The 26,610-nt window shown below is 67.6% G+C and carries 19 protein-coding genes; 13 read left to right on the forward strand and 6 right to left on the reverse strand.

Annotated features, from left to right (window positions below; translation table 11 throughout):
* Positions 1-2,634 carry a phenylalanine--tRNA ligase subunit beta gene (pheT, locus tag ACFQQD_RS06970; protein ID WP_378087694.1) on the forward strand — a complete coding sequence of 878 codons (2,634 nt, stop codon included), beginning with the start codon at positions 1-3 and terminating at the stop codon, positions 2,632-2,634.
* Between the two features lie 32 nt (positions 2,635-2,666).
* The gene (locus ACFQQD_RS06975) at positions 2,667-3,323 is read left to right on the forward strand and encodes a 4'-phosphopantetheinyl transferase family protein (RefSeq protein WP_378087696.1); all 657 of its coding nucleotides are present in this window, start codon (positions 2,667-2,669) and stop codon (positions 3,321-3,323) included.
* A 65-nt stretch (positions 3,324-3,388) separates the two neighbouring features.
* On the opposite strand, the gene ACFQQD_RS06980 is transcribed toward ACFQQD_RS06975, so the two are convergent.
* The 3 genes from ACFQQD_RS06980 to ACFQQD_RS06990 form a co-directional block, all read right to left on the reverse strand.
* Complete coding sequence (locus ACFQQD_RS06980; protein ID WP_378087698.1) at positions 3,389-4,780, reverse strand: M1 family metallopeptidase; 1,392 nt, start codon at positions 4,778-4,780, stop codon at positions 3,389-3,391.
* Positions 4,777-8,847, reverse strand: a complete 4,071-nt coding sequence (locus tag ACFQQD_RS06985) for a Pls/PosA family non-ribosomal peptide synthetase (protein WP_378087700.1) — start codon at positions 8,845-8,847, stop codon at positions 4,777-4,779. Before ACFQQD_RS06985 ends, ACFQQD_RS06980 begins: the two co-directional genes overlap by 4 nt.
* Positions 8,848-8,969: 122 nt before the next feature.
* On the reverse strand, positions 8,970-9,998 hold the full coding sequence (locus tag ACFQQD_RS06990) for a quinone oxidoreductase family protein (protein WP_378087702.1): 1,029 nt from the start codon (positions 9,996-9,998) through the stop codon (positions 8,970-8,972).
* A gap of 84 nt (positions 9,999-10,082) precedes the next feature.
* Here ACFQQD_RS06990 and argC point away from each other — a divergent pair, with 84 nt between their 5' ends.
* The 6 genes from argC to argR are packed head-to-tail and all read left to right on the forward strand — an operon-like array spanning position 10,083 to position 16,116.
* A complete protein-coding gene (argC, locus tag ACFQQD_RS06995; RefSeq protein ID WP_378087704.1) occupies positions 10,083-11,123 on the forward strand; it encodes an N-acetyl-gamma-glutamyl-phosphate reductase in 1,041 nt (346 codons plus the stop codon).
* A complete protein-coding gene (gene argJ / locus ACFQQD_RS07000; protein WP_378087706.1) occupies positions 11,120-12,271 on the forward strand; it encodes a bifunctional glutamate N-acetyltransferase/amino-acid acetyltransferase ArgJ in 1,152 nt (383 codons plus the stop codon). The genes argC and argJ overlap by 4 nt, the downstream gene beginning before the upstream one ends.
* Positions 12,272-12,279: 8 nt before the next feature.
* A complete protein-coding gene (gene argB, locus ACFQQD_RS07005; protein WP_378087708.1) occupies positions 12,280-13,260 on the forward strand; it encodes an acetylglutamate kinase in 981 nt (326 codons plus the stop codon).
* A complete protein-coding gene (locus tag ACFQQD_RS07010) occupies positions 13,257-14,627 on the forward strand; it encodes an acetylornithine transaminase (protein ID WP_378087710.1) in 1,371 nt (456 codons plus the stop codon). The genes argB and ACFQQD_RS07010 overlap by 4 nt, the downstream gene beginning before the upstream one ends.
* A complete protein-coding gene (gene argF, locus ACFQQD_RS07015; RefSeq protein WP_378087712.1) occupies positions 14,624-15,619 on the forward strand; it encodes an ornithine carbamoyltransferase in 996 nt (331 codons plus the stop codon). The genes ACFQQD_RS07010 and argF overlap by 4 nt, the downstream gene beginning before the upstream one ends.
* Positions 15,619-16,116 (forward strand): arginine repressor, encoded by a 498-nt coding sequence (argR, locus tag ACFQQD_RS07020; RefSeq protein WP_378087714.1) that lies wholly within the window; start codon positions 15,619-15,621, stop codon positions 16,114-16,116. Before argF ends, argR begins: the two co-directional genes overlap by 1 nt.
* A gap of 34 nt (positions 16,117-16,150) precedes the next feature.
* Here argR and ACFQQD_RS07025 read toward each other — a convergent pair whose 3' ends face one another.
* The 3 genes from ACFQQD_RS07025 to ACFQQD_RS07035 all read right to left on the reverse strand — a co-directional run bounded on the left by ACFQQD_RS07025 (position 16,151) and on the right by ACFQQD_RS07035 (position 18,592).
* Entirely contained in the window at positions 16,151-16,942 is a 792-nt protein-coding gene (locus ACFQQD_RS07025) for a hypothetical protein (protein ID WP_378087716.1), read from the reverse strand.
* Between the two features lie 236 nt (positions 16,943-17,178).
* Positions 17,179-17,889, reverse strand: a complete 711-nt coding sequence (locus tag ACFQQD_RS07030) for a transglycosylase family protein (protein ID WP_378087718.1) — start codon at positions 17,887-17,889, stop codon at positions 17,179-17,181.
* Positions 17,890-18,121: 232 nt separating this feature from the next.
* Complete coding sequence (locus tag ACFQQD_RS07035; protein ID WP_378087720.1) at positions 18,122-18,592, reverse strand: ankyrin repeat domain-containing protein; 471 nt, start codon at positions 18,590-18,592, stop codon at positions 18,122-18,124.
* Positions 18,593-18,766: 174 nt separating this feature from the next.
* Here ACFQQD_RS07035 and ACFQQD_RS07040 point away from each other — a divergent pair, with 174 nt between their 5' ends.
* The 5 genes from ACFQQD_RS07040 (at position 18,767) to tyrS (ending at position 26,056) form a co-directional block, all read left to right on the forward strand.
* Positions 18,767-20,035 carry an argininosuccinate synthase gene (locus ACFQQD_RS07040; RefSeq protein WP_378087722.1) on the forward strand — a complete coding sequence of 423 codons (1,269 nt, stop codon included), beginning with the start codon at positions 18,767-18,769 and terminating at the stop codon, positions 20,033-20,035.
* Between the two features lie 3 nt (positions 20,036-20,038).
* Complete coding sequence (argH, locus tag ACFQQD_RS07045; protein WP_378087724.1) at positions 20,039-21,532, forward strand: argininosuccinate lyase; 1,494 nt, start codon at positions 20,039-20,041, stop codon at positions 21,530-21,532.
* Positions 21,529-22,254 (forward strand): DNA-3-methyladenine glycosylase, encoded by a 726-nt coding sequence (locus ACFQQD_RS07050; RefSeq protein ID WP_378087726.1) that lies wholly within the window; start codon positions 21,529-21,531, stop codon positions 22,252-22,254. The genes argH and ACFQQD_RS07050 overlap by 4 nt, the downstream gene beginning before the upstream one ends.
* 118 nt (positions 22,255-22,372) lie before the next feature.
* Positions 22,373-24,631 carry a HelD family protein gene (locus tag ACFQQD_RS07055; RefSeq protein WP_378087728.1) on the forward strand — a complete coding sequence of 753 codons (2,259 nt, stop codon included), beginning with the start codon at positions 22,373-22,375 and terminating at the stop codon, positions 24,629-24,631.
* Positions 24,632-24,724: 93 nt separating this feature from the next.
* Positions 24,725-26,056: a tyrosine--tRNA ligase gene (tyrS, locus tag ACFQQD_RS07060; RefSeq protein WP_378087729.1), complete on the forward strand. Its 1,332-nt coding sequence runs from the start codon at positions 24,725-24,727 to the stop codon at positions 26,054-26,056.
* Positions 26,057-26,610: the final 554 nt, after the last annotated feature.

A 26,610-nucleotide genomic window follows, 5' to 3' on the forward strand; every position in this document is an offset into this window, starting at 1 on the left:
ATGCGCATCCCGCTGTCATGGCTTCGTGAATTCGTCCCGGTCCCGGCGAATGCCACCGCCGAGGACGTCATGGCCGACCTCGTCAGGGTCGGCCTGGAAGAAGAGGACGTCCACCGTCCCACGGACGAGCTCTCCGGCCCGATCGTGGTGGGCCACGTCCTCGAGAAGGTCCCCGAGCCGCAGAAGAACGGCAAGACCATCAACTGGTGCCAGGTCCGCGTGGTCCCCGAAGGACAGACTCAGACGCTGACCGAAGAGGGCATCGACCCCTCCGGGGTGCAGGGCATCGTCTGCGGCGCCCACAACTTCGAGGTGGGGGACCAGGTCATCGTGACGCTGCCCGGTGCCGTCCTGCCGGGTGACTTCAGAATCTCTCCGCGCAAGACCTACGGTCACGTCTCAGCCGGCATGATCGCCTCCGCTCGCGAACTCGGTTTGGGCGAGGACCACGACGGCATCGTGGTGCTCTCCGCGCTGGGGTTGGACGCCGAGCCCGGCACGGACGTCTTCGAGCTGCTGCACCTGCGGGACGAGGCGGCGGAGATCAACGTGACCGCAGACCGCAGCTACGCCTTCTCCATCCGGGGCGTCGCCCGTGAGTACTCTCACGCCACCGGAGCCCCCTTCACGGATCCGGCATCGCTGATCACCGCCCCCGAGCCGAACTCCGAGGGCCACCCGGTGCGGCTCCAGGACGAGCAGCCCATCTACGGGGTGCCCGGCTGTGACCGCTTCGTGGCCCGGACCGTGACGGGGATCGACCCGTCCTGGCCGACGCCACCCTGGATGGCCCAGCGACTGCGGCTGGCTGGACTGCGCTCCATCTCCCTGCCCGTGGACATCTCCAACTACGTGATGTGGGAGCTGGGTCAGCCTCTGCACTTCTACGATGGCGACAAGCTCCAGGGAGAGATCGTCGTCCGCCGCGCCGCGCAGGGGGAGCTGCTGACGACGCTCGACGGCAAGGACCGGATTCTTTCCGCCGAGGACCTGCTGATCACGGATGAGCGCGGGCCGATCGGTCTGGCTGGCGTCATGGGCGGAGAGGAAACCGAGGTCTCCGGTGACACGACCACGGTGCTCATCGAGTCGGCCCACTTCGATCCGGTCTCCATGGGACGGACGCGTCGCCGCCACAAGCTTCCCTCCGAGGCCTCGAAACGCAATGAGCGCGGCGTGGACTGGGAGATCGCCGACGAGGCGGCCGAGCGTGCCGTCCAATTGCTCGTCGAACTGGCCGGCGGCACCCCCGGCCCCGGGATCACCGACGTGGGAACGCGACCGGCCCCGAGCACCATTGAGCTGCCGGCGTCCTACCCGGCACGGCGAATGGGCGTCGACTACACCGAAGATCAGATCGAGACGACGCTCACGGATCTGGGCGCCACGGTCCGGAAGAGCACCGCGCCTCAGCAGGACACCCCGGAAGGGCCCGACGGCGGCCCCGAGACGATTTTCAGCGTCACCGCACCGACCTGGCGCCACGATCTGCAGATCCCCGAGGACCTGGTGGAGGAGATCGCCCGCCTGGTGGGCTACGACCAGATCCCCGCCACGGTCCCAGTGGCACCGCCGGGGCGGGGACTGACCCGGGAACAGGCGGCTCGCCGCCGTGTGCTGCAGGGACTGGCCGACGCAGGTCTGACCGAAGTACTGGCCTATCCCTTCGTCTCCGAGGCGCAGAACCGGCTCTTCGGCTCTGCCCGTGAAGCCGATGGCGCCGCACAGCGGATGATCCACCTGGCCAATCCGATCTCCGCCGAGTTCGGCTACCTGCGGACGTCGCTGCTGCCGGGCTTGCTGGAGATCGCCCGTCGCAATCATTCGCGTGGGTTCCGAGATCTCGCTCTCTACGAGTCCGGCCTCGTGTTCCACCCGGGAGAGCGTCTGGGTTCGGTCTCCATCCCGCCACTGGGCGTGCGACCGCCCGACGAGATCTTGGCGGAACTGGAAGCAGGCATCCCGGACCAGCCGCGACACGTGGCCGTGGTGTTCACGGGCAACGACTCGGCGCCCGGCGCCGGGCATACCCCCCGAGCCTTCGATTGGCAGGACGCCGTGGGCGCCGCCCAGGATGTGGCCGCCATCCTGGGGGTCGAACTGGACCTGGTGCAAGGAGCACATCAGGCCTTCCACCCCGGTCGGGCCGCCGAACTGCGGCTGGTCGCAGTGGAAGCACTGAGTGAGGTATCGGGCGGGAATACGGCGGGGCGGTCCATCGGCGTCGCCGGAGAGCTGCATCCGCGGTGGCTCGAGAACGCCGGGCTGCCGGCCCGTACCTCCGCTATGGAACTCGACCTCGATGCGCTGATCGCCGCCGCGGCGGACGTGGTGGTGGCCCAACCGCTGTCCACCTATCCCGCCACCACGCAGGACGTGGCCCTCGTGGTCCCCGAAGACGTGGTGGCCGGGGATGTGCTGGCCACGATCCGCGAGGGTGCGGGGACATTGGTTGAGGACGTCGCGTTGTTTGACGTCTACGCAGGTCCAGGGGTCCCGGAGGGGCACAAATCGTTGGCGTTCTCGCTGCGGTTCCGCGCCCCCGATCGGACGCTGACCACCGACGAGGCGTCCGAGGCACGCGCCGCTGCCACCGAACTGGCGGCGTCACGCCACGGCGCCGTCTTGCGCTAGCCAGGCCCAATGATGGTCCGGGTGACTGCCCTTTGACTGCCCCGGCCGCGGATCCGACGTGGCACGTGGTGGTCACCGGCCCGCGTGCCGGAGACCAGCGCCGGGAGGCCCTGGACTACCTCGCCGTGTCCTGGGGACACCGGCCCGGAACCTTCACCGTGACGCATCGGTGCCCCCAGTGCGGGGCGGAGGATCACGGTGCGCCGGAGCTGCGGTACACCTCCACGGCCCGACGGCGGCGTGTCCGGACCACGGATTCGACGTCTGGCGCCCCGGACCCGCTTCCGGCGGTGAGTTTCAGTCGTTCGCATGGATGGCTCGCCACCGCGTGGGTGGACGGGGTGTCAGCCAGCCAGGGTTGGCGGATCGGCGTGGATGTGGAAGATCCGGCCGCGGCGGCCTTCCGGACGGCCGAGGACCTGGGCGCAGTGGCCTTCGCACCGGACGAGGCAGCGACGATCGATCGATTGCCCGCCTCCGAGCAGCCTCTGGCTCGGGCGCGGCTCTGGTGTCTCAAGGAAGCCGTCGTGAAAGCTCGGGGCACCGGCTTCGACACCGACCCGGCGACGGTGCGGACCGGCCTTGCGGGGCATCCGGAGGCCATCGTCGTGGCGAGCGAGGACTGGCCCGGCGGACCGGTGGGCGAGGGCCTGATCGGCGTACTGGTGGTGTTGAAGGCCGGTGTTTAAGGCCGGTGTTTAAGGCCGGTGTTGACGGCCGGCGTTGACCGTGAGGCCTTCCCGGGTAGAGCGATTCAGCGGGCCGCCGGCTCGGGGAGGGCAGGCATCCCCGTGTCGAACAGCCACGGCGAGACCACGTCGGTGGCGAAACCGGCTGCGTGCCCGGCGGCCTCGGCGTGAACATCGGCCGCCTGTAGGAACATCTCGGTGTCCACGGTGCCGTGCCGGTGCTCTGCGACCCAGCACCGAAGCAGTCCCGAGAACACCTCAGAGCCCAGCGCACACCGCAGGGCATACAGGGTCAGGGCGCCGCGCTGGTAGATCCGGTCGTCGAACATGTGCTCCGGGCCGGGATCGGCCACCACGAGGTCCTGTGGACGCTGGCTCAGGACGCGCCAGGCGCGCTCGGCGTGGGTGGACTGGGTCGACCGGTCCGACTCCTCACTCCACAGCCACTCGCTGTAGCAGGCGAAGCCCTCGTGGAGCCAGATGTCCTTCCATTGGCGCAGCGTCAGTGCGTTGCCGAACCACTGGTGCGCGAGTTCGTGGGCGACGAGCCGCTCCGAGTCCCACGACTGGTGGAGGTGGTTTGCACCGAAGATGGACAGGGACGCCGCTTCCAGCGGGATCTCCAGATCGTCGTCGGTGACCACGGCGGTGTACCGGTCGAAGGGGTAGGGGCCGTAGTGGCGGCTGAAGCAGTCCATCATCGCGGTCTGCACGGCCAAGACGGAATGCGCCCGGTCGCGCAGCCCGCGAGAGACCGCGAGGAAGAGGGGCGCTCGCTCCGAGTCCGCTCCGGAGGCCGGTCGCTCGTGCTGATCGGCGATCGCCTCGATCTGATACCGACCGATCTGCACCGTGATCAGGTAGCTCGGAGCGGGATCGTGCAGTTCCCAAGTCCATTCCTCTCCGGAGGACCGGCGTCGGTGTCCGGTGGGCAGGCCGTTGCACACCGGCAGGTAGCCGGCGTCGGTGCGGACGGTCAGGTGATACGTGGACTTCACCGAGGGGTGGTCCACGCAGGGGAACCAGGTCGCGGCGCCATGGGGTTGGGCGGCGACCAGGACGCCGTCGGTGAGTTCTTCCCAACCGATCTCACCCCACGGGCTGCGGCGCAGTCGGGGGACACCCGAGTAGGTGATGTCCAGTGTCAGGGCAGTGCCGGCGTCGAGCGTTCCGCCGAAATCAATGACCAGGCGGTCTCGGCGCACGGAGGTCTTGGCGACCTTGACCGAGCCTCGATGACCGGTCGCGACGACTTTGCTCACCGACAACGCGTGCAGATCCAGCTCGATCCGTTTCACCGCTCGCAGGACAGTGCCCTCCAGACGCGCCCTTCCCGCCACTCGGTTGGCCGCGAGCTTGACCTCAAGTGTCAGGTCGTAATGACCGACGGTGAAGTCCACGGTCCCTGATCCGGGGAGGTAAGGATCGGGGATCGCCGGGGAGGGGATGTCGGTCATGCCTGTGCTGACGCCTTCTCTGCTGTGTCTGATGCTTTGTCGGATGTCTTGTCGGACGCCTTCTCGAGTCGGCTGATGGCCGCCGGTCGGCCCTTCACCTTCGGACCCTTCCACGGTGCCACCGGATTGCCGGCCCACCAGGAGTGGCCCGGGACCGTCTCACCGCGCATGACGAGCGATCCTGCTCCAACTGTGCCGCCGTCGTCGATGGACGCCGCCGGCAGGATGACGGAATTGGGGCCCAGCGTGGCTCCGTGGCCCAGCTGGACGGCGTCCAGGGACATCACTCGGTCATGGAAGAGGTGGGTCTGCACCACACAACCGCGGTTGATGGTGGACGAGTCTCCCAGCGTGACGAGATCGGCCTCCGGCAGCCAGTAGGACTCGCACCACACACCGTGGCCGATGGTGGCGCCGAGACCGCGCAACCACCACACGAGGGACGGGGTGCCCGAGGCCAGCCGGCCGAACCAGGGAGCAGAGACCATCTCGATGACGTTGTCCACCACCTCATTGCGCCAGATGAAGGAACTCCAGAGGGGATGCTCGCCCGCTCGGACGCGTCCGAGGAGAAGCTTCTTGGCCAGCACCGAGCACCCCGCCGCCAGCGCTCCGGCGGCCATCAGCACAGCGTCACCGAGGATCGCGGCGAGCCACCAGCCACCCGGATCGGCGCTCTGGGCTGCCCCGCCGCCCAGGTGTGCCAGCCCGTCGAGGGCCAAGGCGACCAGAAGGGCGATGGCGGTGGAGATCCAGACGGGGACCAGGCGCAGGCATTCCCAGGCCGTGCGGGCGCGCTTGAGTCTGGCGGGCGGATCGTAGGTGAGGGCGTCGTCGGCCTCCACCTCGGTGCGGCGCAGGCGCACCGGCGGGGAACCGAGCCAGGAGGATCCGGACTTTGTCTTGCGCGGGGCGGCCGACAACACCGCCACGAGGGAATTCTTGGACAGCTTCCGGCCGGCGGAGACCATGCCCGAGTTGCCCACGAAAGACTTCTTGCCGATCTTCGCCTGCCCCACGTGCATCCAGCCACGCCGGAGCTCATACGAGCCGATCATGGTGTCATCGGCCAGGAACGCTCCGTCACCGATGTGGGTCAGCGCCGGCTGCAGGATCACCGTGGAGGCCTCCACGTTCGCTCCCACCTCGGCGCCGAGCCAGCGCAGCCACACCGGCGTGAACCGCGAGGCATAGAGCGGGAAGAGCAGATCCCGTGCCGTGTCCAGGACCCGCTCCGTGGCCCACAGTTGCCATCCGACGCGTGAACGCACGGCGTGGTAGCCCTCGCTCACGCCGAGTGACAGCAGGCGGACCGAGGCCACGGTGAACAGCATGTTCAGTCCGAACCACACGGCCGCCATCAGCGGTGAGGCGGCGAGCAGGCGCGTGCCGGAACCGATCAGCGTCTCCGGGGCAGCGCCCGTGGAGAAGTCCGGCCACCAGGTGAGCGACCACAGCCCGGTCGCCGCAGCCGCGGCCGCGGCAATGAACGGCAGCAACGCCAGCAGTCCGGAGCCGAAGGCCGAGAGCACGAGCCAGCCGGTGGCCCGCGGCGGGTCGATGTTCGGTCCCGAGTACTTGGCCTTGCCGAGACGTTTGGCCGGGGAACCGGCGTAGTCGAGACCGTCCTTGGCTCGGCCGGACACGGTCGAGCCGGGCTGAATCACGGTACCCTGACCCACCACGGCCCCGGGCATCAAGGTGGAGCGGGACCCGACGACGGCGTCCTCGCCGACCGTGATCTTTCCGACGTGAACGACGTCCCCGTCGATCCAGTACCCGGAGAGGTCCACCTCGGGTTCGATCGAGCTGCCGGTGCCCAGATCCAGTAGACCGGTGATCGGCGGGACCGAGTGCAGGTCCACGTGAGCACCGATCCTGGCCCCGAGCAGGCGGGCGTACGTGGGCACCCACAGCGCGCCGCCCAGCGAGACCGGGTCCACGAGGTCGGCGATGTGTTGGGCCAGCCACAGGCGCAGATGAACCTTCCCGGACCGCGGATAGGAGCCGGGTTTCAGATCGCGCAACAGCCAGCGCGCCGCGAGCACGGAGATCGCCATGCGTCCGGGCGGCGAGACGAAGACCAGCCAGCCGGCCAGGACCCACCACCAGGACACGGTCGGTGCCTCGGGCAGGATTGACCAGGCCGCCGCCAGGTTGGACCCGGCGGCCAGATAGACGACCCAGCGCAGGGCCACGAGGATGAACAGCGGAAGGCCCATCAGGGTCTGGAAGACCTGGGCCTTCCGAGCGGTGCGAACGACGGGGCGCTCTTCGACCGGTGCGGACGGCTCCACCGGGCGGCAGTCGTTTCCGGTCACGGCCTCGAGCAAGGCGCCGGCACGCGGGTGCGCATACACGTCGCGGACCGTGACGGAGGGATAGCGGGTGCGCAGTCGAGAGACCAGTTGCGCGGCCGCCAGGGAGCCGCCGCCGGAGGCGAAGAAATCGGTGTTCAGATTCGACGGCGTCGAGCCCAGCACGTCAGCCCACTGGGCCAGCACCCAGCTGCCGGGGGAGTCCTCGTCGACCGGCAACGCGGAGCTGCTCGAGCCGCCGTCGCCCGGTCCGTCCTCCGCTGATCCCGGCAGAGGCCAGGGCAGGGCATTGCGGTCCACCTTGCCCGAGGTCTTGGTGGGCAAGGTGTCCACCGTCACCAGGCGGGGAATCAGGGCGGCCGGCAGGTCCCGTTCGAGCTGGCGGCGGAAGGCTTCCAGGTCAGGTTCGGGTCCCGACGTCGGCACCGCCAGGTAGCCGATCAACAGTTGGGTTCCGGCCGGGGTCGTCTTGACGGCGGCTGCGCCACCGGAGATGCCCGGCAGCGCCTGCAATGCGGCGTCGATCTCTCCGAGCTCGATGCGCCGGCCGCCGAGCTTGACCTGCTCATCCGCCCGGCCCACGAAGAGCAGTCCCTCGGGATCCCAGACCACGAGGTCTCCGGAACGATAGGCGCGCTCCCAGCCCAAGGTCTCCATGGGGGCATACTTCTCGGCGTCCTTGGCCGGGTCCAGGTATCGTGCCAGGCCGACGCCGCCGATGATGAGCTCGCCCGTGGATCCCTCCGGAACCGGGATGCCGGTCGCCGGGTCCACGATCGCCAGGTCCCAGCCGTCGAGGGGAAGGCCGATGCGTACGGGGCCCTTGCCGTCCAGGCGTGCGGCGCAGGCCACCACCGTTGCTTCGGTGGGGCCGTAGGTGTTCCACACTTCGCGGTCCTCATCGGCCAGTCGTGCCGCGAGGTCCGGCGGGCAGGCCTCCCCGCCGAAGATCAGCAGTCGGACGTTCTCCAGCGCCTCCGGCGGCCAGAGGGCAGCCAGTGTCGGCACGGTGGAGACGACGTTGATGGAGCGGGACACCAGCCATGGGCCCAGATCCATGCCCGAGCGGACCAGTGACCGCGGTGCGGGAACGAGGCAGGCGCCATGACGCCAGGCCAGCCACATCTCCTCGCACGAGGCGTCGAAGGCCACGGCGAGCCCCGCCAGCACCCGGTCGCCCGGGCCCAATGGGTCCTGCTGCAGGAAGATCCGAGCTTCGGCGTCCACGAACGCGGCGGCGTTCTGATGGGTGACGGCCACGCCCTTGGGGGTGCCGGTCGACCCGGAGGTGAAGATGATCCATGCGTCATCGCCGGGCTGTGGCGGTCGCGGAGCGGGGAACGGTTTGGGCCGGCGTGAGGAGGTCCGCACCTGGCCTTGTCCCGAGAGAATCGCGGCGACGCCGGCCTCGGAGAACACCAGCCGCGCACGCTCGTCCGGATCGTCGGCGTCCACCGGCACGTAGGCGGCGCCGATGTACAGGGTGGCCAGGATGCTGACGTACAACTCGGCGGTTCCCGAGGGGATGCGGATGCCGATGCGGTCCCCGGCGCCGAGCCCCGCACTATGCAGGGCCCGCCCGGTAGCCTTCACCTCGTCGAGGAGTTCGGCGTAGGAGAGCACCGACTCGCCGTCGTCCAGGGCGGGAGCCTCGGGGTGCTGTTCGGCAGTGGTCTCGAGCAGTTCCACCAGGGTGCGCACCGGTGGCGCCTTGATCGCGGCGGGCAACTGGGGTGAGTGAACGGACACGGCGGCTTTCGGCCTACTTCCCCATCAGAACGTCAATGATCGCCGGCGACTCGCCGGCGACGGGTCGAACACGTCGACGCAACAACGTCTGTCATCCTACCGCCGGGACCATACCGTTGGCCTCAACCGTTCGGCAGCAGCAGCGACTTTCCGGTGGTCCGGCGTTGCTCCAGGTCCTGGTGCGCCTTTGCGGCGTCCGCGAGGGAGTAGGTCGCCCCTACGCGGAAACGCAGTGCGTCCTCGCGCAGGGCCGTGAACAGTTCCTCCGCTCGCCACCGGGTCTCCTCGGAGGTCACAGTGTGGTGCGCCAGGGTGGGGCGGGTGAGGAACAGCGAACCGGCCCCGTTCAGCCGCTGCGGGTCGAAGGGCGGCACCGGGCCGGACGCGGCACCGAAGAGCACGAGAGTCCCCCGCACTCGCAGGGCCTGCAGAGATTCGTCGAACGTCTCCTGGCCGACTCCGTCGAACACCGCGTCCACCCCGTGTCCGTCCGTGAGCTCTCTGACGCGTTCGGCGAAACCGGCGTAGTCGAGGACGTGACTGGCACCGGCCTCGCGTGAGAGCTCGTGCTTCTGCCCGCTCGAGGCGGTGGTGATGACCGTGGCTCCCAGACGAACGCAGAGCTGGGTCAGGAGTAGTCCGACACCCCCGGCGCCGGCGTGGATGAGGACGGTCTGGCCCGACCGGACCTCGACGGTGGAGCGGCACAGGTAATGGGCGGTCATGCCCTGCAGCGGGACGGCGGCAGCCGTGACGGCGTCCACCCCTTCCGGCACGGGGAGCAGTTGACCCACCGGGGCGGTGAAATACTCGGCGTAGGTTCCGGTTCCGGCGGCCGTGGCGACCACATCGCCCACAGTGACCGAGCCGACCGAGCCGGCCGGGCCGGCGGCGCCGCCGTCGACTCCAGCTCCGAGGGCGACCACCGTCCCGGAGCCTTCGGACCCGGGGACGAACGGTGGTGACATCGAGTACTGGCCGGAACGTTGATAGGTCTCGATGAAGTTCAATCCTGTGGCGGCCGTCTTGACCAGCACCTCACCCGGGCCGGGCGTCGGCACGGGCGCCTCGACCCAGCGAAGGGCATCGGGACCGCCGGGCTGGTCCACGCGGACGGCATGCTGTGTGGTGGGAAGGGAGTGCTCCGTCATGGTGCCTACGGTAACCCTCGGCAGTTCAGACCGGGCCAGTGCATAAATATTGGCTTCACTGCATATTTCCCGTAGGATGACCGCATGAGTCTTCAGGTCGCCGTGTCAGGAGCCAGCGGATACGCCGGGGGAGAGGTCCTGCGCCTGCTGCTCCATCATCCCGAAGTGGAGATCGGCGCCATCACGGCCCACTCTCACGCCGGGGAACGCCTGGGAGTGGCACAGCCCCATCTGCATGCCCTGGCCGACCGGGTGCTGGACGAGACGACGGCGGAGGTGCTCGCCGGCCACGATGTCGTCTTCCTGGCCCTGCCGCACGGCGCCAGCGGCGCGCTGGCCGCCGAATTGGAACAGCGCTCGCCGGGAATCCTGGTCATCGATGCCGGCGCGGACCACCGCTTGGAGTCCTCCGAGGCTTGGCAGCAGTTCTACGGTTCGGACCATGCCGGCACGTGGCCCTACGGTCTGCCGGAACTGCCGGGTCAGCGAGACCGGCTCACAGGAACCTCCCGCATCGCCGTCCCGGGGTGCTATCCCACGACGTCCCTGCTGGCTTTGGCCCCCGGATTCAGCGCGGGACTGCTGGAGTCGCAGGACGTGGTGATCGTCGCGGCCTCCGGAACCACCGGGGCCGGCAAAGCGCTCAAGCCGCACCTGCTGGGCAGCGAGGCCATGGGATCGATGAGCCCCTATGGAGTCGGCGGCGTGCACCGCCATACTCCCGAGATCGAACAGGGACTGTCCCAGGTGGCGGGTGAGCAGGTCACCGTATCCTTCACGCCGACCCTGGCCCCCATGCCGCGGGGCATCCTCGCCACGGCCACGGCTCGGCTCGCCCCGGGAGCCGAGCCGGCGCAGGTGCGGGCCGCCTGGCACCAGGCCTACGACGCCGAGCCCTTCGTGCACTTGCTGCCGGAGGGACAGTGGCCCACCACCAAGTCCGTGCTCGGCTCCAATCACGTCGTGATGCAACTGGCCGTGGATGCTCACGCCGGCCGCGTCATCGTGACGGCTGCTCTGGACAATCTGACCAAGGGCACGGCCGGCGGCGCCGTCCAGTCCATGAACATCGCCCTCGGTCTCCCCGAAGAGACCGGGCTGAACCAGCAGGGGACCGCACCATGAGCGTCACCACACCCCGGGGATTCCGCTCCAGCGGCGTCGCCGCCGGTCTGAAGTCCACCGGACGGCCCGATGTCGCCGTCGTCGTGAATGACGGACCGGATCACCACGCTGCTGCCGTGTTCACCGCCAACCGGGTGGCCGCGGCGCCCGTGTACTGGTCGAGGCAGGTCATCGCGGACGGCCGGGCCGACGCCGTCGTGCTCAACTCCGGCGGGGCCAACGCCTGTACCGGCGCACCGGGCTTCCAAGACACGCATGCCACGGCCGAGCACGCCGCCGAGCAGCTGGGCGTCTCCGCGACGGACATCCTGGTGTGCTCCACCGGACTGATCGGCGAACGCCTGCCCATGGAGCAGCTTCTCACCGGAGTGCGCAGCGCCGCGGAAACACTGGCCGACGACGGCGGTCAGGCCGCGGCCGAGGCCATCATGACCACCGACTCGGTGGCCAAGACCGCGAGCTTCACCGACGGACGGTACGCCATCGGAGGCATGGCCAAGGGCGCCGGCATGCTGGCCCCCGGACTGGCGACGATGCTCGCGGTCCTCACCACCGACGCCGTTCTGCCGGCGGAAGACCTCGACCGATACCTGCGCGAGGCCGTACGCACGACCTTCAACCGCACCGACTCCGATGGCTGCATGTCCACCAATGACACGGTCATCCTGATGTCCTCCGGAGCCTCGGGAGCGGTGCCGGAGGCGGGTGCCTTTCAGGAGGGGCTGCGGAGCGTGTGTGCCGACTTGGCGCGCCAGCTCATCGGGGACGCCGAGGGAGCCGGCCATGACATCGCCATCGAGGTCGTCCACGCAGCCTCCGAGGAGGACGCCGAAGAGGTCGGCCGTGCGGTGGCCCGGTCCAACCTCTTCAAGACGGCCATCTTCGGTCGCGACCCGAACTGGGGCCGGGTGCTCTCCGCCGTCGGAACCACTCAGGCCGCTTTCGAGCCGGACCGGCTGGACGTGGCCATCAACGGGGTCCAGATCTGCCGCGGCGGCGGCATCGGTGATCCCCGGGACCTGGTGGACCTGGCGGCGCGTGAGGTGCACGTGCTCATCGATCTGCACGCGGGTCAGGACGCGGCGACGATCTGGACGAACGACCTCACGCACGACTACGTGCATGAGAACTCCGCCTACTCAAGCTGAGGACTGCCGTGACGAACCACTCCGCGTCCGACTCACCTGACGTGAGCACCGAGCGTGCCGCCGCCAAGGCCGGTGTGCTGATCGAAGCCCTCCCGTGGATTCAGCGCTTCGCCGGCACCACGGTGGTCATCAAATACGGCGGCAACGCCATGGTCTCGGATTCGCTGCGCCGGGCCTTCGCCGAAGACGTGGTCTTTCTGCATCACTGCGGCATTCACCCGGTCGTGGTGCACGGCGGCGGTCCTCAGATCAACACGATGCTGGACCGGCTGGGCATCGAGTCCGAGTTCGCCGGAGGACTGCGTGTCACCACGGCCGAGGCCATGGACGTCGTCAGGATGGTCCTCACCGGGCAGGTCGGCCGTGAACTGGTCGGGCTGATCAACGGACATGGTCCCTATGCCGTCGGGATGTCCGGCGAGGACGCCGCCTTGTTCCAGGCCGTGCGGACCGGAACGGAGGTGGCCGGCGAGTCCGTGGATCTCGGCCTCGTCGGCGAGGTCACGCGCGTCAACCCCGAGGCCATCCGCGACCTGGTCGATCACGGTCGGATTCCCGTGGTCTCCTCGGTGGCGCCGGAGATCCACGCAGACGGCGACGGCACCAGCAACGGCAAGAGCAACGGCAACAACACCGGTGATGTCCTGAACGTCAACGCGGACACCGCCGCAGCCGCCCTGGCGGAGGCGCTGGGCGCCTCCAAGCTCGTGGTGCTGACCGACGTCGAGGGTCTGTACTCGGACTGGCCGGACCCCTCCTCGCTGGTGAGCGAACTCACGGCCGGGGAACTGCGCCAGCTGCTGCCCACTCTGGAATCGGGAATGATCCCGAAGATGGCGGCCTGCCTCAAAGCCGTGGACGGAGGAGTGCCCCAAGCGCACATCGTCGACGGCCGAAAGCCCCACTCCATGCTGCTGGAGATCTTCACCGCCGCCGGCGTGGGGACCCAGGTGCTGCCCGATGAACACCCCACCCCAGGAGCGTCATGACCACCTCTGATGCCGCGTCCCGAGCTTCCCACTCGGCCTCTGCTTCCCCTGCTTCCCCTGAGTCCAACGCACAGTTCCTCGAGCGCTACCGCGCCTCCCTCACCGGGGTCTTCGGCGCGCCGAACCGCGTGCTGGTCAAGGGCGAGGGCGTCAGTGTGTGGGATGCCGACGGCCAGCGATACACGGACTTCCTCGCCGGGATCGCCGTCAATGCCCTGGGCCATGCTCACCCCGCGCTGGTGGAGGCCGTGTCCGGCCAACTGCAGACGCTGGGGCACATCTCCAATCTCTTCACCTCGGGTCCGCAGATCAGACTGGCCGAACGGCTGCTCGAACTCGCCGGCGCCGAAGAGGGATCGACGGTGTTCTTCGCGAACTCCGGTTCGGAAGCCAACGAGGCCGCGCTCAAGCTGGCCCGTCGCCACGGCAAGGAGGATCCCTCCGGACGCCGCACGCGAGTTCTGGCTCTGGAGAACAGCTTCCACGGCCGGACCATGGGGGCCTTGGCGATGACGTCGAAGCTCGCCTACCGCGAGCCCTTCGAGCCCTTGCCGGGCGGAGTGGAATTCGTCCCCGCGGGGGACGCCGAGGCCCTGGCCGCGGCCATCGACGAGACGGTCGCCGCCGTCGTGATCGAACCGGTGCAGGGGGAGTCGGGTGTGCACGGCTGGCCTGCGGGCTACCTCCAGGCCGCGCGTGATCTCACGCGCCGGCACGGCGCCCTGTTGATTTTCGATGAGGTGCAGTGCGGCACGGGCCGGACCGGCACCTGGTTCGCCTCACAGAATTCCGAGGTCACCGGGCAGCCCGAGCCGGTGGTGCCGGATGCGATGACCCTGGCGAAGGGGCTGGGCGGCGGAATCCCCCTGGGGGCCATGATCAGTTTCGGATCCCGCACCTCGTCGCTGCTGACAGCGGGGCAGCACGGCACCACGTTCGGCGGCAACCCGGTGGCCACGGCGGCCGGGCTGGCCGTGCTGGACACCATCACCGCCGAAGGTTTGCTCGAGCACACCCGCGAGATCGGACAGCGGCTCGCCGAAGGCCTTCGCGCGCTGCCGTTCGTCACCTCCGTGCGCCACTACGGTCTGCTGATCGGAGTGGACGTCGACCTGCCTCCGAGGTCCGAGCCGGCTGAGGCGTCCGCTGCGGCCGTTCTCGACGGCGGCCTGGCACCGGCCATGGTCCGCGCCGGCCTCGAGGCCGGCTACCTCCTCAACGCCACCGGCCCGCAGACCCTCCGGTTGGCCCCGCCGCTCATTCTGGAGCACCAGGACGTGGACCAACTCCTCACGGATCTGCCGGCCATCCTCGACGCCGCCCTCGACACCGCCGTGCGCGGTTCAGCACAGGAGAAGAACGCATGAGCGCCCCCACTGCCCCGTTGACCACCGACCTGATCGCCGCCTCGAGCGTGCGCCATTTCCTCGTGGACACGGACCTTGCGCCGGCCGAGCAGGCCGAGGTACTCGATCTGGCCGCTCAGATGAAGAACGATCGCTTCCTGCACCGGCCGCTGGCGGGTCCGCAGACCGGGATCGTGTTCTTCGACAAGACCTCGACTCGGACGCGAGTGTCCTTCGCGGCCGGCATCGCGGATCTGGGCGGTCAACCGCTGATCGTCAATCCCGGTGAGTCCCAGCTGGGCCACAAGGAGTCCATCTCGGACACGGCCCAGGTGCTCTCCCGCATGGTGTCCGTCATCGTCTGGCGCACGTATGCCCAGGCCGGGCTCGAGGAGATGGCCGAGCACGCCACGGTACCGGTGATCAACGCGCTCTCGGACGACTACCATCCGTGCCAGTTGCTCGCCGATCTGCTGACGGTGCGCGAGCACAAGGGTCGCACCGAGGGATTGGTCATGACCTACCTCGGGGACGCCGCCAACAACATGGCCAACTCCTACTTGCTGGCGGGGGTGACCGCGGGGATGCACGTGCGGGTCGCCGGGCCGGAGGGGTACCTGCCGCAACCGGCCGTGGTGGATGCCGCACGGGCGCGGGCCGCCGAGACGGGCGGTTCGGTGCTGGTCACCACGGACCCGGCGCAGGCGCTGGACGGAGCCGACGTCGTGGTCACGGACACCTGGATCTCGATGGGCCAGGAGGACGAGAAGGAGCAACGGAAGACGCTGTTCCGCGACTACGCCGTGGATGCCGCTGCCATGGATCGGGCCGCGACGGGCGCGCTGTTCCTGCATTGCCTCCCGGCCTACCGTGGGCTCGAGGTCTCCGCAGACGTGATCGACGGTCCCCAGTCGGTGGTCTTCGACGAGGCGGAGAACCGTCTGCACGCGCAGAAGGCCGTGATGGCCTGGCTGCTGTACCGTTCCGGGCTCGCCTCGGAGCCCACGCTCTGATGAGCGCCCCGTCCACGAAGACCGCACGGCACGCGGCCATCAAAGAGGTGCTGTCGGCCACCGACATCCACAGTCAGGCGGAGTTGATGACCGAGCTGGAGGCCCGCGGGGTCTCGGTGACTCAGGGCACGCTCTCTCGCGACTTGGTCGAGCTGGGTGCATACCGTGTCCGCGGAGAGGGCGGGCAGCTCGTCTACTCGGTGCCCCCCGACGGGCCGGTGACCGGGGAGATCGCCGGACGGCGCCCCCCTGAGGCGATCGAATCCCGGTTGTCGACGCTGTGCCGGGACTTACTGGTGGCTGCCGAGTCGAGCGCGAATCTGGTGATTCTGCGCACGCCTCCCGGCGCTGCCCAATTCCTGGCCAGTGTCATCGACCAGTCTCGGCAGCCGGACATTCTGGGCACGATCGCCGGAGACGACACCATCATGATCGTCACACGGGCGCCCGACGGTGGCATGGCCGTGGCCGGGCGGTTCCTCGAATACGCAGGGTAGACGGGACGGCCATGCAGGCCTTACCGGCCAGGGATCACATGCCCGGGATGCTGAAGATCTCGTCCTCGGCCGGCATGTCGACCGGCTCCACAGCGTCCCATCGTGAGAAGTTCACGGTCCCTGCGCCCGTGCCGGTGGGCTCGTCCGAGGCGGAGGCTGACGGCGAATCCGAGGAAGCCGACGACGCATCGTCGCTGCCGGCACCGGCGTTCTCCGCCTCGATCCGCATCAGTTTGTTGTCCTTGGAGACGTAGACGCTGACGGGTTCCTCGGAATCGGCCTGGGTCCCGGTGTACTTGTAGACCTCTTCGCCGTTGAGGTCCACCGCCTCGGAGGTGTACTCCGAGTCACCGAACTCCTCGGTACCGGGAATGTCGTCGCTGAAGCTGTCCCAGAACGTGGACATCGTGAAGCCGCCCCGTTCGGCCGGCATCTCCAGCCATTTCTCACCCACCATGTCCTGCAGTTGAGCTCCGCCGAGCTGTTCATAGAACGCGGCGTTGGGCTTCATGTAGGTGTATTCCTGGTTGCCGACGACTTCCACATCCGACTCGTCCATGGACACCGTTCCCGAGTACGAGGAATCGTCGATCTGGCCGGCGATCTTGACCGAAACATCCTGGCCTCCCTGGGTCACGCTGCCGTCAATGGCGACCGAGGAAGCGTTCTCGATGGATGCGCTGACATCCGGCCACACGTCTTCCAGAGCAGGAACACTGGACCCGCAGCTGGACACGGCCAACGCCGTGATCGCTCCGGCCGCCGAAAGACCGATGACTCGGAACGGACGCGTGGAGATCGTGCGGCGGGTGGCGGTCTTCGGCATGGTGGTCCCCTCGAGACGTTCGGATCGTTGCCAGCAGATGGGCGGTGCAGTGGTGTGCACGTGATGTGGGTGGTCGGCGAGATCCCACGAACTAACGCGCTGGAGGCGCTTGACGCGCCTGATGCCCGCCCAGCCTACCGGCACCGGCCTCAGACGCAGAACGCGCCGGACGGGGAGTAGTCCCCATCCGGCGCGTTCGGCAGCCGAAAACCGGTGTACTACCGGTTGAGCAATGATCAGGCCGGCAGGTGAAGAGTCTGGCCGACGAAGATCAGGTTGGCATCGGCCACGGTGTCGGTGTTGGCCGCGAACAGGGCCTTCCAGCCGCCCTCGACGCCGTTGGCTTCGGCGATCTTGTAGAGCGTGTCACCGGCCTTGACGGTGACGGTCTCCGAGGACTGCTCCACGGGAGCAACCGAGGAGGTGCGCTCTTCCTGGACCGGAGCGGAGGTCTCGGCCGGGGCCGTGGAAGGCTCCGACTGAGTCTGCTCCACAGGAGCGGACTGCTCGGACTGGGCAGGCTCCTCGACGGGGGCGGACTCCTGGGACTGGGTGGTCGTCTGCGGCTCGGCCGGGGTTCCGTACAGACCCAGCTTGGCGGAGCAGGCGGGCCATGCGCCCCAACCCTGAGCGGCGAGCGTGTTCTCGGCCACGCGGATCTGCTCGGCCTTGGAGGCCTGGTGCGGCATACCGGAGCCGCCGAAAGCGCGCCACGTGGACGGGGTGAACTGCAGGCCGCCGTAGTAACCGTTGCCGGTGTTGATGGACCAGTTGCCGCCGGACTCGCACTGAGCGAGGGCGTCCCAGCTGGACTGGGGGGCGGCAGTGGCCGGGGCGGACAGGGCGGTCAGGCCGGCACCGGCGATGGCGACGCCGGCCAGGCCTGCGGCCGAGCGACGGGCGATGGTGCGGCGAGTGGACTGGGGAGAAGTGGAGGTCTTCTTCATGGTGTGTAGTGAGTGTCGGCCCACCTTCTGCTCAGGTCGTCCCCGACCGTCAAAGCAGCACCGTCCGCCGTCCGCGATGGAATACACGGCGCAAGGCTCCCAAGGGACGGTGCAGGTGGGGGAGCCCCGCTCATAACTTCCTGCCAGATCACGAAACGGTCACGAAGCAGGACTGGAACCAGTGAAGAGCATCAGATCGATAACGTCAAATTGCGCTCGGCCCGGGTGTGTCTCAGGGTGTGTTCCCCGTGGGGCCGTCCAAGAGCGACCGCATGGATTCGAGGCCGAACATCTCGACGGCGGCACGGGCGCTCACCGGCCCGGCATCCGGGTCGGCGCCGGCCGCGAGGAGTGCGCGGACCGATTCCTCGTTCTGGACGAAGACGGCACAGGACAAGGCCGATTGACCGCGCTCGTTGAGATGGTTCACGTCCGCTCCGCGCTGAATCAGTTCCTGGGCCAACGAGGCGTGATCGTTATAGGTCGCCAGAATCAAGAGGGTGTCGCCGCGGTGATTGGTCAGATCGACCGGGATGCCCTGGTCAAGGAGGGGGAGTAGTTGGTCGGCGTCTCCGGCGCGGGCCAGATCAAAGAGCGAGTTGAGGAACTCCACTTGCTCGTCCGTCAGTTCCGGCGGGGTGGTCGGGTCATGTTGTGACGTTGAGTCGTCACTGTTTGCGTCGCTCGGGGTGTTGCTGGTCATCGCACCAGATTACGGTGGCATCACGGGTATCGGACACGGTGGTCTGACTTTGTCCGGCCCGTGACTTTCTCGGGCTGCGGCGATATGCATAAATATGTAGACTGCTGCATAGATTGATCGAGCATGCCCGATGAAGGCTGCTTGGCCCGCGAAGGCAACGTAGAGGAGCACGCAATGACAGAACGCATCGTCCTGGCCTATTCGGGAGGGCTGGACACCTCGGTGGCCATCGGCTGGATTGCCGAGGCCACCGGCGCCGAGGTGATCGCCGTTGCCGTGGATGTGGGCCAGGGAGGCGAGGACCTGGAGACAGTCCGGCAGCGTGCCCTGGACTGCGGTGCCGTGGAGGCCTATGTCGCTGACGCCCGTGACGAGTTCGCCGAACAGTACTGCTGGCCCACGCTGAAGGCCAACGGCCTCTACATGGATGCTTACCCCCTGGTGTCCGCGATTTCCCGTCCGGTGATCGTCCGGCACCTCGTTGCCGCAGCCCGCCAGTTCGGTGCCTCCACGGTGGCTCACGGATGCACCGGCAAGGGCAACGACCAGGTCCGTTTCGAGGTCGGCATCCAGACGCTCGGTCCTGACCTGAAGTGCATTGCCCCGGTCCGCGACCTGGCCCTGACTCGTGACCGGGCGATCGAGTATGCCGAGCGGAACGATCTGCCGATCGTGACCACCAAGAAGAATCCGTTCTCCATTGACCAGAACGTGTGGGGACGCGCCGTGGAGACCGGCTTCCTCGAGGACATCTGGAACGGTCCGACCAAGGATGTCTACGACTACACCGACGACCCGGCCTTCCCCCCGGCTCCGGACGTGGTCACCGTGACGTTCGATCAGGGAGTTCCCACGGCTCTCGACGGCCGTTCGCTGACCGCACTGCAGATCATCGAGGAGATGAACCGCCGGGCCGGCGCCCAGGGCATCGGTCGCATCGACATCGTCGAGGACCGCCTGGTGGGTATCAAGTCCCGCGAGATCTATGAGGCTCCCGGAGCCATGGCGCTGATGACCGCCCATCGAGAACTGGAGAACGTCACGCTGGAACGGGAGCAGGCGCGGTTCAAGAAGACGGTCGATCAGCGCTGGACCGAGCTGGTCTATGACGGACAGTGGTTCTCCCCGCTCAAGAACAACCTGGACGTCTTCGTCGATGACACGCAGAAGTACGTCTCCGGCGATATCCGCATGGAGATGCACGGAGGACGGGCCATCGTGCAGGGTCGCCGCTCGGAGACCGGACTGTACGACTTCAGCCTGGCCACGTATGACGAGGGTGACGCCTTCGATCAGTCCTCGGCGCGGGGCTTCATCGACCTGTTCGGGCTCTCCTCCAAGGTCGCCACGGAGCGCGACCAGCGGGTCGCTGGCGGGAGCGGGGACGCGCTGGCCGACGTCGCCCGGTTGTCCAACCAGAACACCGAGACCCCGGGGGCCTGACCCGTGTCCGGCCACGAGAACGATCAAGAGCACGACCAGCCGCCGACGGACGATCCAGGGCAGCGGCACGGAACCAACGAGGGCTCGTTGTGGGGCGGTCGGTTCGCCGGCGGTCCCGCAGACGCCCTGGCCGCGCTGAGCAAGTCGACCGACTTCGATTGGCGACTGGCCCGGTACGACATCGCCGGTTCCCGGGCGCATGCCCGGGTGCTTCACACGGCGGGCCTGCTCGACGATGACGAGCTCACCGGGATGCTGGCCGCGCTCGACCGGCTCGAGGCCGACGTCGTCTCCGGGGCCTATGTGGCCGCGGAGTCCGACGAGGACGTGCACGGATCGCTTGAGCGAGGACTCATCGAGCGGGCCGGACCGGAACTGGGCGGAAAACTGCGAGCCGGCCGGTCCCGGAACGATCAGATCGCCACCTTGGGACGGATGTTCCTGCGCGACCGCGCTCGTCTGATCGCGCAGGGGCTCCTGGACACGATCGATGCTCTGGTAGCCCAGGCTGAACGGCATCCCTACGCGCCGATGCCTGGGCGAACACACCTGCAACATGCCCAGCCGGTCCTGTTGAGTCATCATCTGTTGGCCCATGCGTGGGCCATGGCCCGGGATGTGGAGCGGTTCGTGGACTGGGACAAGCGAGCCGCGGTGTCGCCGTACGGCTCCGGTGCCTTGGCCGGTTCCTCACTGGGGCTGGACCCGAATGCGGTGGCGGCCGACCTCGGCTTCGACTCGGCCGTCTGGAACTCCATCGATGGCACGGCCGCCCGGGACACCTTCGCCGAGTTCGCCTGGGTCTGTGCCATGGTCGGCGTGGACCTCTCCCGGATCAGTGAGGAGATCATCTTCTGGGCCACCAAGGAGGCGGGCTTCGTCACTCTGGACGACGCCTACTCCACGGGATCGTCGATCATGCCGCAGAAGAAGAATCCGGACGTCGCCGAGTTGGCCCGGGGGAAGTCGGGACGCCTCATCGGTGATCTGGCGGGGCTGTTGGCCACGCTCAAGGGACTGCCCCTGGCCTACAACCGTGACCTGCAGGAAGACAAGGAGCCGGTGTTCGATGCGGCCGACACCTTAGAACTACTGCTGCCGGCTGTCTCCGGGATGATCGACACCCTCGAATTCCACACGGAGAAGATGGCAGAACTTGCTCCTCAAGGCTTCGCCTTGGCCACCGATGTGGCCGAGTGGCTGGTCCGGCAGGGCGTTCCGTTCCGGCAGGCCCACGAGCTGTCCGGTGAGGCTGTGCGAGTGGCCGAGGGCCGTGGAGTCGATCTGTGGGACTTGTCGGACGAGGATTACGCAGCCATCGACCCCGCCCTGACGCCCGAGGTGCGGACGGTGCTGTCCACGGCCGGTTCACTGACCTCGCGCAATGCTCAAGGCGGCACCGCTCCTGAAGCGGTCGCGGCACAACTGGCCGAACTCACTCGGCAACTGGAACCTCTGCGCGCGTTCGGAAGCTCCAGCACACTAACGTCAGGGTGACGGAGATCGACGGTTCAGTCAGTCCCGGATCCAGATGGCCGGTACTCGAACGGGGCGGCCTGCGCGCCGCCCCGTTGCTGCTGGGCTCCACACTGACCGTGGTCCGTGACGGCGCGGCGGTCAGCGTACGACTGACAGAAGTCGAGGCCTACGAGGGCGCCCGCGATCCCGGTTCGCACGCCTACCGGGGTCGCACGGCCCGCAACGCGACGATGTTCGGACCCGCGGGCCACGTCTACGTGTACTTCACCTATGGCATGCACTGGTGCATGAACATCGTGTGTGGCCAGGAGGGCACCAGTTCGGCGGTGCTGCTGCGCGCCGGCGAGGTCATCGCGGGGGAGGACATCGCCGTCGAGCGACGCCAGGCCGCCCCAGGGCCCAAGCTCGCGTCCGGTCCGGCGCGGCTGGCCCAGGCACTGGGCATCGGCGCCGGCGACGACGGCTCGGTTCTGCTTCCCGGGCCGGCACCGGAGACGGTCTTCTCCCCGATTCCCTCGGCGGTCTCCCCGTCGCCGGAGGACGGTATCTGGTTGTCCGGGCTGCGGTCCCGACGCCGGCCGAACACCCGGACCGGGCCACGCACCGGCGTCGGTGGTCCGGGAGGAGGCCCAGAGCATCCCTGGCGCTTCTGGCTGGAGGGTGAACCCTCGGTCTCTCCCTATCGCGCCGCCAAACCTCGACGGCGCCCCACCGGGCATATCGGGGATTCCGGGGATTAACGCGTCGTTTACCCCGGCGGCTGTACCATGGATGGTCACTCGTTCCGAGGAGCCCTGGGGTTTTGGCGGATTCGTCGGACCCTGGGAGCACCATCGATAGCCCTAAGGTGTGCAAGGCATGACTGATGTGGTTCCCGTCCATCAGAGCGAACTGGAGCATGAGCGCGAGTATGTGGCGCGGCTCTATGAACGCCTGGATGAATTGCGCGCCGAGAAGGAACGCCAGCTCGCTCGCGTCCGCAAAGAGGGACCGCAGGGCTCGTTGCAGAACGTCTCGGAACGGGATGCCTTCGCCACCCTGTACGAGGATCGATTGGCCCAGCTTTACGCCGTGGACGACCGAATGGTGTTCGGGCGACTGGACATGGACGACGGCGATGAGCGCTACATCGGTCGCATCGGACTGACCGACGAGGAACAGGTCCGCCTCATGGTGGACTGGCGGGCGCCGGAGGCAGGGGCCTTCTACCAGGCCACGGCCCACCAGCGACTCGGTGTGCGACGGCGCCGGCATCTGATGCTCCGCGGACGCACGGTGGTGGATCTGGAAGACGATGTTCTGGACGCGTCTCTGCTCGACGAGGAGACCCCACACCACGGTGCCGGAGCGCTACTGGCCGCGGTGACCGCCCGGCGGACTGGCCAGATGGGGGACATCGTGGCCACCATCCAGTCTGAACAGGACGCCATCATCCGCTCTCCGATCAAGGGTGTGCTGGTGGTGCAGGGCGGACCCGGTACGGGCAAGACTGCCGTGGCACTGCACCGTGCCGCCTACCTGCTCTACACGCACCGCGAACGCCTGAAGTCCGCTGGTGTGCTGCTGGTCGGCCCCTCCCAGTCCTTCATGCGGTACATCGACCGGGTCCTGCCCTCCCTCGGGGAGACCGGCGTCGTCATGTCCTCTCTCGGTCGACTGATGCCCGGCATCAAGGCCGTGGCCGAGCCCGACCGCCGCGTCGCCCAACTCAAGGGCAAGCTGTTCATGGCGGATGTGGTCGCCAATGCGGTGGCCAACCGTCAACGACTGCCGGCCGGACCACGCAAAGTGGACGTCGGCGGAACCACGCTGACGATTCGGCCGAAGCAGGTCAGGCGCGCCCGTGATCGCGCCCGGGCCACCGGCAAGCCGCACAACGAGGCCCGCAGCACCTTCGTCAAGATCATGGTGCGAGAGCTCGCCGACCAGCTGAAGGACAAGCTCGAGAAGTCCTCAGGGGCCGGCAACAATATCGACCGCTCGTACCTGTCGGAGGACGTTCGAACCTCTCGGGACGTGCGTATCGCCCTGAACCTGTGCTGGATGCCGTTGACTCCGGAGAAGCTGATTTCGGATCTGTTCGCCAAGCCCGAACAGCTCGACGCCGCCGCGCCGTTCCTCAAAGCCAAGCATCGCCGTCGGCTGGTGCGCCCAGCCGAGGCGCCGTGGACGGAGGCGGACGTTCCGCTGCTGGACGAGGCGGCGGAGCTGTTGGGCGAATGGGATGCCAGTGCCGGGCGCCACCAAGCCAGTCAGAAGGTCGATCGTCAGCGGAACCTGGCCAACGCGGAAGCATCTCTGACCAACGTCAGCGCCATGCTGGAGGACTTCGGCGTGGACGGTGTGGTCACCGCGGAGGACCTGGCCGATGCCAACGAGGCGGGAGCCCAGCAGGCCTCCGCTGCTGAACGGGCCGCCACGGACCGGACCTGGACCTATGGCCACGTGGTGGTCGACGAATCCCAGGAACTCTCACCGATGCAATGGCGACTGTTGATGAGGCGCTGCCCGATGAAGTCGTTCACCATTGTGGGAGACATCGCCCAGGCCTCATCGGCCGCCGGTGTCTCCTCGTGGTCCGAAGCGCTGGAACCCTTTGTGGAGGACCGCTGGCGGCTCGAGGAACTCACGGTCAACTACCGGACGCCGGCCAAGATCACGCGGCTGGCGGCGCGAGTGGCCCAAGCCGCCGGACTGCCCGTGTCTTCTCCTCAAGCGATCCGTGAGGGCGAGGTAGAGCCCCAGGTGCGCCGGGTCGCACCGGGGGAGCGGGACGCGGAACTGCTCGCCGGGGTCGCCGAAGACCTGGAGATGATCGACGGCGGACTGCTCGCCGTGGTCGTCCCCCGCTCGCTGGAGCAGCACACGACCGAATTGCTCAAGGAGCGCTATGGCGACCGCGTCGGCTTTGGCGGAGGCGGACTGGGACAGGACATCGTGGCCACCACGCCAGCGGAGGCCAAGGGCCTGGAATTCGACGCCGTGGTCGTGGTGGAACCGGGGATGATCGTCGAGGAGGCGGGCGGCGTCGTCGGCGATCTCTATGTGGCGATGACCCGCTCCACCCAGACGCTGCGACTGTTGTCGACGGGGGACCTGCCGGCCGGGCTCGACTGAGGCCCATCATTCCGCCCTGTTCTTCTGGTTCGTCGTCTTTTTCTTGCTCGTCTTGTTTTTCCATCGAGAGTTACTTTCCGAGAGGCATCACCCGTGAGTATCAGTTCCGCTGTGAACCCGTCCCTGGCTGGACAGTCCAATGACCCGTCCTTCCCGAACGTGTGGCAGGAGCTGAAGTGGCGTGGTCTGGTCCAGGTCTCCACCGATGAGGAGGCGCTGGAAGAGGTGCTGTCCGGGAAACCGGTGACCTACTACTGCGGTTTCGACCCGACCGCACCGTCCTTGCACTTGGGCAACCTCGTGCAGATCCTGTTGCTGCGCCGCCTGCAGTTGGCCGGACACCGGCCCCTGGCCTTGGTCGGCGGATCCACCGGTCTGATCGGTGACCCGCGGCAGAGCGCCGAGCGAGTTCTCAACGACCGCGAGACCGTCAACGAGTGGGTCGGCTACCTGGGCGGACAGATCAAACGGTTCTTGTCTTTCGAGGGGGACAACGCGGCCCAGATGGTGAACAACCTGGACTGGACCGGGGGGCTGAGCGCCCTGGATTTCCTTCGTGACATCGGTAAGCACTTCCGCGTGGGCACCATGATCAAGAAGGAGACGGTGGCCAAGCGGCTGAACTCGGAGGAGGGAATCTCCTACACCGAGTTCTCCTACCAGGTGCTACAGGGGATGGACTACCTCAACCTGTACCGCACCTACGATTGCCGGCTGCAGACCGGAGGCTCGGACCAGTGGGGCAACCTCACCTCCGGCACCGACCTGGTCCGCAAAGTCGAGGGTGAGCATGTGCACGCCGTCGGAACTCCGCTGATCACCAACGCGGACGGCACCAAGTTCGGGAAATCCGAGGGCAACGCCATCTGGCTGGACGCCCACATGTGTTCGCCGTACACCTTCTACCAATTCTGGCTCAACACGGCGGATGACGATGTGATCGACCGTCTCAAGGTCTTCACGTTCCTCCACCGGGACCGTATCGACGAACTCGCCAGGGCCGTGCGTGACGAGCCATTCCGTCGCGAGGCCCAAAGGACCCTGGCGTGGGAAGTCACGTCCCTGGTCCATGGTGAAGAGACCACTCGAAAGGTGATTGACGCCTCGGCTGCGATCTTCGGACAGGGAGACCTGTCCCAGGTGGACGAGATCACTCTCGCGGCGGCCACAGCCGAGCTCCCGACGGCGGCACCCGGCCTGGGTGCCGGAGGTCCGGTCGGCATCGTGGATCTGCTGGTGTCCACGGGGCTGTCCTCGTCCAACTCGGATGCCCGCCGCACCATCAACGACGGCGGAGCCTCCGTGAACAATGCCAAGATCACCGACCCCGAGCAGACCTTCGGTCGCGAACACGCTCTGCATGGTCGGTATCTCCTGGTGCGCCGCGGCAAGAAGAACATGGCCCTGGTGGACCTCGACGCCTGACCCGGATCCCGAGGCCGGTCTGGGGCCGATCCGGGCCGTCCGGAGTCGGTCCGGGGCTGGTGCCGGCGGCGATTTGGCACCGTCCCGAGAGGGTGTGTATAGTTCATCAGGTCGCCAGCCGCGAAAGCGGGAAATCGGCGGCCGACCCCGAACCGAAATAACGGCCTAGACGACTGCGCCCTGAGCGGTGTAACGTTGAGGGCCCGCAAGAAGTTCGGGTCCGTTCAGGACAATGAGGCTGGCGCCCTTCGTGGCTCGCCTCGAGTACTGGACGGAGAGAGCTGAAGAATCTCGGTTCTGGTTCGTTGGATGTGGCGGGTTCGCCGATTTGACGGGATGGTTCCGGGGGGCTAAAGTTGAAAGCCGCGGATAAGGAAAGCCATTCATTTGGCCCGGGAAACGGGGTTGTTATGGTGAGTAGTTATCACGTGCCTGTTGTTTGAGAACTCAATAGTGTGCCAAGTTTGTTGATGCCAATTTTTTGAAATTGGTTGTATTGGTTGCCCGTGCACACCCCGTGTGTACGTTGGTGACTTATAGCCATGGATTGACAA

Source organism: Citricoccus sp. GCM10030269 (assembly GCF_042665635.1).
GTDB lineage: Bacteria > Actinomycetota > Actinomycetes > Actinomycetales > Micrococcaceae > Citricoccus.